This window comes from Polaromonas sp., from assembly GCF_039930745.1.
GTDB lineage: Bacteria > Pseudomonadota > Gammaproteobacteria > Burkholderiales > Burkholderiaceae_C > Polaromonas.
On record NZ_JBDTTH010000047.1, the window covers coordinates 24,614 to 32,243 of the forward strand.

The window sequence follows — 7,630 nt, forward strand, 5'->3', positions numbered from 1 at the left end:
GTTCTGTTGAACGCGGCAATCGATAAAGTTCTTCTTCACCGCATACCGATTCAAAGGAAACCTGATGAAGATTTACAAGATTGCCTGCATCCCCGGCGACGGCATTGGCAAGGAAGTTATTCCCGCCGGCCAGCAAGTGCTGCAGGCCCTGGCCGCCACGCAAAACTTCGGCTTTGCCTTCACGTCCTTTGGCTGGGGTGGCGACTGGTTCCGCCAGCACGGTGTGATGATGCCCGACGACGGTCTGGACGCCCTGCGCGGCATGGACGCCATCCTGTTCGGTTCGGCAGGCGACCCGCACATTCCCGACCACATCACGCTCTGGGGTTTGCGCCTGAAGATCTGCCAGGGCTTCGATCAGTACGCCAATGTGCGGCCCACGCGCATCCTGCCCGGCATCGACGCGCCACTCAAACGCTGCACGGCCAAGGACCTGGACTGGGTCATTGTGCGTGAAAACTCCGAGGGCGAGTACGCCGGCGTCGGCGGCCGCGTGCATCAGGGCCACCCGATCGAGGTGGCCACCGACATGTCCATCCTGACGCGCGCCGGAGTTGAGCGCATCATGCGTTTTGCGTTCCGGCTGGCGCAGTCCCGTCCGCGCAAGCTGCTGACCGTGGTCACGAAATCGAACGCCCAGCGTCACGGCATGGTCATGTGGGACGAGATCGCGCTACAAATCAGCAAAGAGTTTCCGGACGTCACTTGGGACAAGGAGCTGGTCGACGCCTGCACCGCCCGCATGGTGAATCGGCCCGCCTCGCTGGACACCCTGGTGGCGACCAACCTGCATGCTGATGTGCTGAGCGACCTGGCCGCCGCGCTGGCCGGCAGCCTGGGCATTGCGCCCACCGGCAACATCGACCCCGAGCGCCGCTACCCGTCGATGTTCGAGCCCATCCACGGCTCGGCTTTCGACATCATGGGCCAAGGCCTGGCAAATCCGGTCGGCACCTTCTGGAGCTGCGTCATGCTGCTTGAGCACCTCGGTGAGAGCAAGTCGGCGCAGCGCCTGATGCAGATCATCGAGACTGTCACCGCCAACCCGGCCCTGCATACGCGCGACCTGGGCGGCAATGCCAGCACCGCCGAAGTCACCGACGCGGTTTGCGCGCTGTTGGGCGAGAAACAGCAGGTACGCGCGGCCTGAAACATTTCCCGAGCTATTCACATAAAAGAAGGAGACAACAGCATGAAACTGGACATCAAGCAATGGATAGGCATCGCCTGCCTGGTTGCGGCGCCCGCTGTCATGGCGCAGGCCTGCCCAGACAAAAACCTGCAGTACTGGCAGGCCTTTCCACCCGGCGGCGAGTCGGACCTGTCGGCGCGCCACCAGCAGATGGTGCTGAAGAAAAAGTGCGCGGCGATTGAGACCATCATCCAGTACAAGGCCGGCGCAGGCGGTGCACTGATGTGGTCGCAGATGAACAGCCTGCCTGGCGACGGGTTCAACATCGTGGGCATCAACCTGCCGCACATCGTGTTCCAGCCCATCGAAGGCCTGGTGCAATACAAGACGCAGGACATCACACCGGTTTTCTGGTTTCACTACACGCCTGACATCCTGGTGGTGCCCGAGCAGAGTCCGATCAAGAACTTTGCCGACTTCATCAAGGCCGCCAAGGCCGATCCCGGTAAGCTCAGCCTGGGCGGTTCCGGCCAGAACTCGGCCAACCATGCGGCGCACGAGCGCATGAACGCGGCCTTCGGCATCAAGACGATTTACGTGCCATTCAAGGGAACGGGTGACATGGCCACATCCGTCATGGGGGCACAGGTGGACGGAGCGATGACCTACACCGCGTTTGCCATCAACAACAAAACCCGCATCAGGCCGCTGGCCGTGGCCATGGAAAAGCGCCACCCGCTGATGCCTGAGGTACCCACCTTCAAGGAGCTGGGCGTGGATTGGGTCGACGGTGCTTATCGCGGCATCGGCGTGCCAAAAAACACATCTCCCGAGGCCCGCAAGAAGATTTCCGACATATGGGCCGCACTGAACAACGATCCCGAGATGAAAGAACTCGCAGCCAAGAGCGGCTTCGAACTGGTCAACGTGGGCCTGGACCAGATGGACGCGTTCATGAAAGACAAGACCCGCCTGTACACGGAAGGTGCGCAGCGGCTGGGCCTGGGCAAGAAGTAGGCAGCCTGGCCGCTCGCTGACAGGCTGGACCGCCAAGCAGCCGGGTTACCGGCGGGTTACGGCGGCACAATATGGGGCAGGAGACATTGAATGACTGCACCCGATCCCGCCACCCAGCCGCGCCAGTTTCTCGAGCATCTGTACAACGCCGCCGTCACGCGGGCCCTGCCGCTGCACAACACAGCGGCCTGCTTGCCCAAGCCGCCCAAGGGCCGCACCATCGTCATCGGCGCCGGCAAGGCCGGCGGCTCCATGGCGCAGGCTGTCGAAGCGCTGTGGCCGGCTGATGCGCCGCTCGAAGGCCTGGTGGTCACGCGTTACCACCACATTCCGCCACGCCCCGCTGGCCTGCCGCAGCGCATCGAGATTGTCGAAGCGGCGCACCCGGTGCCCGACGCAGCCGGCCTGGCCGCAGCGCAGCGCATTCTCCAGATGACGCAGGGTCTGACGAAGGATGACCTGGTGCTGTGCCTGATCTCGGGCGGTGGCTCGGCCCTTCTCACCTTGCCCGCTGAGGGCTTGAGCCTGGAAGACAAGCAAGGCATCAACAAGGCCCTGCTGAACAGCGGCGCCAACATCAGTGAGATGAACTGCGTGCGTAAACACCTGTCACGCATCAAGGGCGGGCGCTTGGCCGCGGCCTGCGCCCCGGCGCGCGTGGTGACATTGACCATCAGCGATGTGCCGGGCGACGACCCTTCCATCATCGCCAGCGGACCCACGGTGCCTGATGCCAGCAGTTGTGCCGACGCGCTGGCCATTCTCAAACGTTATGGCATTGCCGTTCCGGCGGAGGTGTTGTCGCGGCTCGAAAGCGGGGCGCTGGAAACGCCCAAGCCAGGCAACCCGGCGTTCGAAGGGCACGAAGTCCAAATGATCGCCACGCCCCAGCAGTCGCTGGAGGCCGCGGCCGCGGCGGCACGCGCGGCAGGGCTGGCGGCGCATATCCTCAGCGACGAAATGGAAGGCGAGTCCCGCGAAGTCGGCAAGGTGCATGCGGCGCTGGCACGCGCCGTGGCGCTGCGCGGTCAGCCCTTCAGCAAGCCCTGCGTGATCTTGAGCGGCGGCGAAACCACCGTGACGATCAGGCCCCGGCAACCCGGCGACGCCAAAGGCCGCGGCGGGCGGGCCGGCGAGTTCTGCCTGGGTCTTGCGCTGGCCTTGCAAGGCCAGCCCGGCGTGTATGCGCTGGCGGCCGACACCGACGGCATCGACGGTGTGGAAGACAACGCTGGCGCCTATGTAGCACCCGACACCCTGCAGCGCGCTGCGGCGAAGGGCATGAAGATCAACGGCTTCCTGGACCGCAACGATGCCTATGGCTACTTTGAACCGCTGGGCGACCTGGTGGTAACTCGCCCCACGCACACCAACGTCAATGACTTCCGAGCGCTATTGATTTTGTAGCTGCTTGTGCCCGTAGAATAAGGGCTGGCGTCACTTTTTCTTCAGGATTTGGCTGGCACGGAGGCAAGCGAAGCCCGCTCGCAGTTGCAAAAGTCAATGCGCCGGCATGTCCGCACTGCGGCACCGCGCGCGAATTTGCTGGGCAGCTGCCCCTCTTTTTTAACCCGGCACCCCGGGCCGCCGACTGCTGAACTTGGCCAGGTAGGCCTCCAGCAGGTCGGGCTCTATCGGCTTGGTCAGGTGCGCGTCAAAGCCAGCTTCTGCAGTGCGCGTTCTGTCGCGCTCGGCGCCCCAGCCAGTTAGCGCAACGATAGCGACCGACGCAAAGGCCGGGTCGGCGCGCAGCGCGCGCGCAACGCCAAAACCATCCAGAACGGGCAGACCCAGGTCGAGCAGCACCACGTCGGGCTTGAAGCTGCGCGCCATTTCCAGCCCTTTCATGCCATCGGCCGCGCCGGCGGCCTCATAGCCCATGGCATCCAGCAGGGCGAGCAGGGTGGCCAGCCCGTCCTTGTTGTCTTCAACCACCAATACCCGGGTCTGGGTCGCCACGGGCGAATGGGTTGGCGCAGGGGCCGCCTGTGCCATCGGGTGCGGGCCGCGCTCGACAAGCGGCAGTTCAACCGCAAAAGTGCTGCCCTGGTCCAGCCCTTCGCTGAACACGCGTACGCTGCCCTGGTGCATCTGCACCAGCGTTTTGACCAGCGCCAGCCCAATGCCCAGGCCGCCCTGCGCGCGGTCGGCGGTGTGGCTGAGCTGAGTGAACATCTGGAAAAGCTGGCCTTGTTCGCCCGCCGGGATACCGATGCCGTTGTCGATCACTTCAAGCACCGCCATACCGCCCGAGCGCCGCACGGCCAACTGTATGTGGCCGCCGTCGGGCGTGTATTTGGCGGCGTTGGCGAGCAGATTTCCTATCACCTGCACCATGCGCGTGGGATCAGCGTGTAGCCACAGGTCTTCCTCGCCAGGCCGTACTTCCAGGCGGTGTCCCGCCGTTTCCATGGCGGGGCGGGCCGATGCCGCCGCCTGCTGCATCAGGTCGCTCACCAGCACCGGTTCGGGCTTGAGGTGAATCAGGCCGCGGTTGATGCGCGAAAGGTCAAGCAGGTCGTCGATCAGCCGCGCCATCAGGCTGACCTGCCGGTCAATCACCTCGTTTGCCTTTTCAGAATAGCTGTGATCCCCGTTTTTGCTTTTGCGCAGCATGGCAATCGCGTACTTGATGGGCGCCAGTGGGTTGCGCAACTCGTGCGCCAGTGTGGCCAGAAACTCGTCCTTGCGCCGGTCCTGCTCGCGCAGCATAGCGTTATCGCGCACGCGCTCAATGTGCGCCCAGCAGCGGTCTACCACTTCCTCAATGATCGCAATTTCGGCAAGTGTCCATTGGCGCGGCGTAGCCTGGTGCACGGCCATCAGCGCCACCAGCCGGCCTTCCTTTACCAGGGCGGTGCACACCACGGCCCGGATGCCAATGGCCTTGAACATGCGCGCGCCGCCTTCTTCGCCCAGCTCTTTGTCGACGTCGTGCACCACGAGGTGTTGACCCCGCCGCAGGTTCGAGGTGGCCAGCGGGCCGAAAAGATCCAGAGAATACACACCGGCGCTGCTGGCAACGCCCTCCATCGACCAGTCGTTGCGGATGGTGAAGCGATTGCTGTCGGCTTCTACATCCGCGTAGGCGCACCGCGTTGCGCCCAGGTGTTGCCCCAGCATGCGGGCGGTGACTTGCATAAGTTCACCCGCGTCTGTCAGGGGGCGTGTGGCCTGGCCGAGCCGGTCCAGAAACTGGAGGCGTTCTTCGCTGGCTTTCAGGGCTTCTTCTGCGCGTTTGCTGTCCGTAACGTCCACGCAAAAACCGACCCATTCCCGCAGGGCGCCGTCTTCGAGCACGGGCGCTCCCTCGGCCGTCACGTTGCGGTAGATGCCGTCACGGCGCCGCAGCCGGTAGGCCAGTTCAACCGTCCTGCCCGAGCGCACCCCCTGTGTCCAGGTGCTGCGCACCCCGGGCTGGTCTTCGGGGTGAATGGCGTTGAGCCAGCCCCAACCCGCGCACTCATCGAAGGTCTGACCCGTGAAGGCTTCCCAGGAAGGATTGCGCGCCACCACGGCACCGTCTGCGGCCGTGTACCAGACCACCACAGAACTGGCAGTGGCCAAGGTGCGCATCCGCGCGTCGTTGGAGGGCGAGTTGTCTTCCGGCGGATGCGGCGAATTCATGGGAGGCATGATGCCATGGCGCGCCAAAAACCTGCTGTAGGCCAATGCCGTGTGTCGCGGGCGCCGCCGTTTCCCTTCGCCCACGTGGCCAACAATCTCGATGTGCTATTGATTTTATAGCTATATGCGCACGTGTGATATGGGCTAGCGCCACATTCTTCTAAAGAACATTTGTGTACGGGAAAGGCAGCAGTAGTCGGCGCCGGTGTCGTTGGCCCCGGTGGCGCCACGCACGGCTTCAGGTCGCCAGCTTCTCCCAGGTCAAATCGAATTTCAGCAAGTACTTGCGCAGGCGGTCCGCGTCGTTCACCACGCTGCGCTGCGTGCGCGAGATGTTGAACAGCGCCCGACCGGCGTCACTCAGCGACGCGCTTTTGCGGCAAACCTCGATCACGGCCTGCAGCTGCAGCTGTTCAAAGTAATCGAGTGCATCCGCAGCGTTTCCCATCAATTCGGTGAGCGATACGGCGGCAGCACCGGTTTCCGGGGGCGCTGCCTGCCATTGCCAGCGTAGTCGCGCGATCTCCGCCTCCACCAGGCGTGCGCCGATGCGGCCGTTGTCGCCCAGCGTGGCAAGGCGCGTGATGGATGCGCTGAGGTCGCGGAAATTGCCGGTCCAGACGGCCTCCCCTGATTGCGCGAAGCGCAAATAAGCTGCGCGGGCCTCGGTGGTCATGCGGGTTTTTCGGCCCAGGTCTTCAGACGCGAGCATGAGCTGGTGGTCCATGTTGGGTTCGATGTCTTCGCGGCGCTGGCTCAGGCCCGGCAAGGTGTAGGTCCACAGATTGATACGCGCAAACAGGTCTTCGCGAAAACGCCCGCACGCCACTTCCGAACGCAAGTCCTTGTTGGTGCCCGCGATCAACTGGAAACTGCTTTCGACCTCCTTGTCTGCGCCGACGGGCAGGAAGCGCTTTTCTTCCACCGCTTTGAGCAGCATGGCCTGTTCGTCCAGGCCCAGCTCGCCGATCTCGTCGAGAAAGAGCACACCCTTGTCGGCGGTGCGCAGCAGGCCAGGGCGGTCGCTTGCAGCGCCGGTGAAGGCTCCCTTTTTATGGCCGAACAAGGCGGAGCCCGCGCCGTCGCCATGCAAGGTTGCGCAGTTCACGTCCACAAAGCTGCCGCTGACCTGGTGGCGCGACTTTTTGAGCTCGAAGATGCGCCGCGCCAGCATTGACTTGCCGGCGCCGGTGGGCCCGGTTAGCAAGATGGGCGCTTTGCTCTGCACGGCAATGCGCTCTATCTCCTCGATCAGCGTGTTGAAGCGCGGGTTGCGTGTGGCGATGCCGCTTTTGAGGAAGGAAACAGCATCTTGCTGCGCCACTGCGAGCCGCGCATTGATTGCGTCATAGCGCGAGAGGTCCAGGTCGATCAGCTCATAGCTGCCTACGCCCTGGCCTTGCCGGCCCCTGGGCGGAGCCGTCTGTAGCAGTACACCCGGAATAAAACGCGCCTCGACCAGCAGGAACAGACAGATCTGCGCCACGTGGGTGCCGGTCGTGATGTGTGCCCAGTACTCTTCGCGCTCGGTGTCGAAAGGGTAGGCACGTATCCAGTCATACAGCGCGCCATAAACTTCGCCGAAATCCCAAGGGTTGGCCAGTGCCATCTCGACCAGGCGAACCTCGGTGCCGGGAGAAAGCTGAACCAGGTCGTCCCGAACCCGTTCGGCCAGCGCCTTGTTGCGCGGGTCGTGCATCAGCTCCAGCCGGTCGACGATCAGGTCCTCATGCTGCGCGATCGATACCGTCGGCCGCCACTTCTCCCAGCGTGCCGCACTCAGGCCCGAATCAAGCTGCGTGCCCAGGAAACCCATCACCACTTTTTTCTTCATATTTCTAATGTACTAGCTTT

General features: G+C 63.6%; 5 protein-coding genes. 3 read left to right on the forward strand and 2 right to left on the reverse strand.

Features of this window, described 5'->3' with window-relative positions; all coding sequences use genetic code 11:
* Positions 1–64: 64 nt before the first annotated feature.
* The 3 genes from ABI660_RS14530 to ABI660_RS14540 all read left to right on the forward strand — a co-directional run bounded on the left by ABI660_RS14530 (position 65) and on the right by ABI660_RS14540 (position 3,556).
* Positions 65–1,150: a tartrate dehydrogenase gene (locus ABI660_RS14530; protein ID WP_348069240.1), complete on the forward strand. Its 1,086-nt coding sequence runs from the start codon at positions 65–67 to the stop codon at positions 1,148–1,150.
* Between the two features lie 42 nt (positions 1,151–1,192).
* A complete protein-coding gene (locus tag ABI660_RS14535; RefSeq protein WP_348069242.1) occupies positions 1,193–2,149 on the forward strand; it encodes a tripartite tricarboxylate transporter substrate binding protein in 957 nt (318 codons plus the stop codon).
* Between the two features lie 90 nt (positions 2,150–2,239).
* Positions 2,240–3,556, forward strand: a complete 1,317-nt coding sequence (locus ABI660_RS14540) for a glycerate kinase (protein ID WP_348069244.1) — start codon at positions 2,240–2,242, stop codon at positions 3,554–3,556.
* A 159-nt stretch (positions 3,557–3,715) separates the two neighbouring features.
* On the opposite strand, the gene ABI660_RS14545 is transcribed toward ABI660_RS14540, so the two are convergent.
* Positions 3,716–5,776 carry an ATP-binding protein gene (locus tag ABI660_RS14545; protein WP_348069246.1) on the reverse strand — a complete coding sequence of 687 codons (2,061 nt, stop codon included), beginning with the start codon at positions 5,774–5,776 and terminating at the stop codon, positions 3,716–3,718.
* Positions 5,777–6,014: 238 nt separating this feature from the next.
* The gene (rtcR, locus tag ABI660_RS14550) at positions 6,015–7,610 is read right to left on the reverse strand and encodes an RNA repair transcriptional activator RtcR (protein ID WP_348069248.1); all 1,596 of its coding nucleotides are present in this window, start codon (positions 7,608–7,610) and stop codon (positions 6,015–6,017) included.
* Between the last annotated feature and the right edge of the window lie 20 nt (positions 7,611–7,630).

Excerpts from the sequence above, each read along its gene's own strand:
- ABI660_RS14530 (WP_348069240.1), top strand. The coding sequence starts at position 65 with ATGAAGATTTACAAGATTGCCTGCATCCCCGGCGACGGCATTGGCAAG.
- ABI660_RS14535 (WP_348069242.1), top strand. The coding sequence starts at position 1,193 with ATGAAACTGGACATCAAGCAATGGATAGGCATCGCCTGCCTGGTTGCG.
- ABI660_RS14540 (WP_348069244.1), top strand. The coding sequence starts at position 2,240 with ATGACTGCACCCGATCCCGCCACCCAGCCGCGCCAGTTTCTCGAGCAT.
- ABI660_RS14545 (WP_348069246.1), bottom strand. The coding sequence starts at position 5,776 with ATGAATTCGCCGCATCCGCCGGAAGACAACTCGCCCTCCAACGACGCG.
- rtcR (WP_348069248.1), bottom strand. The coding sequence starts at position 7,610 with ATGAAGAAAAAAGTGGTGATGGGTTTCCTGGGCACGCAGCTTGATTCG.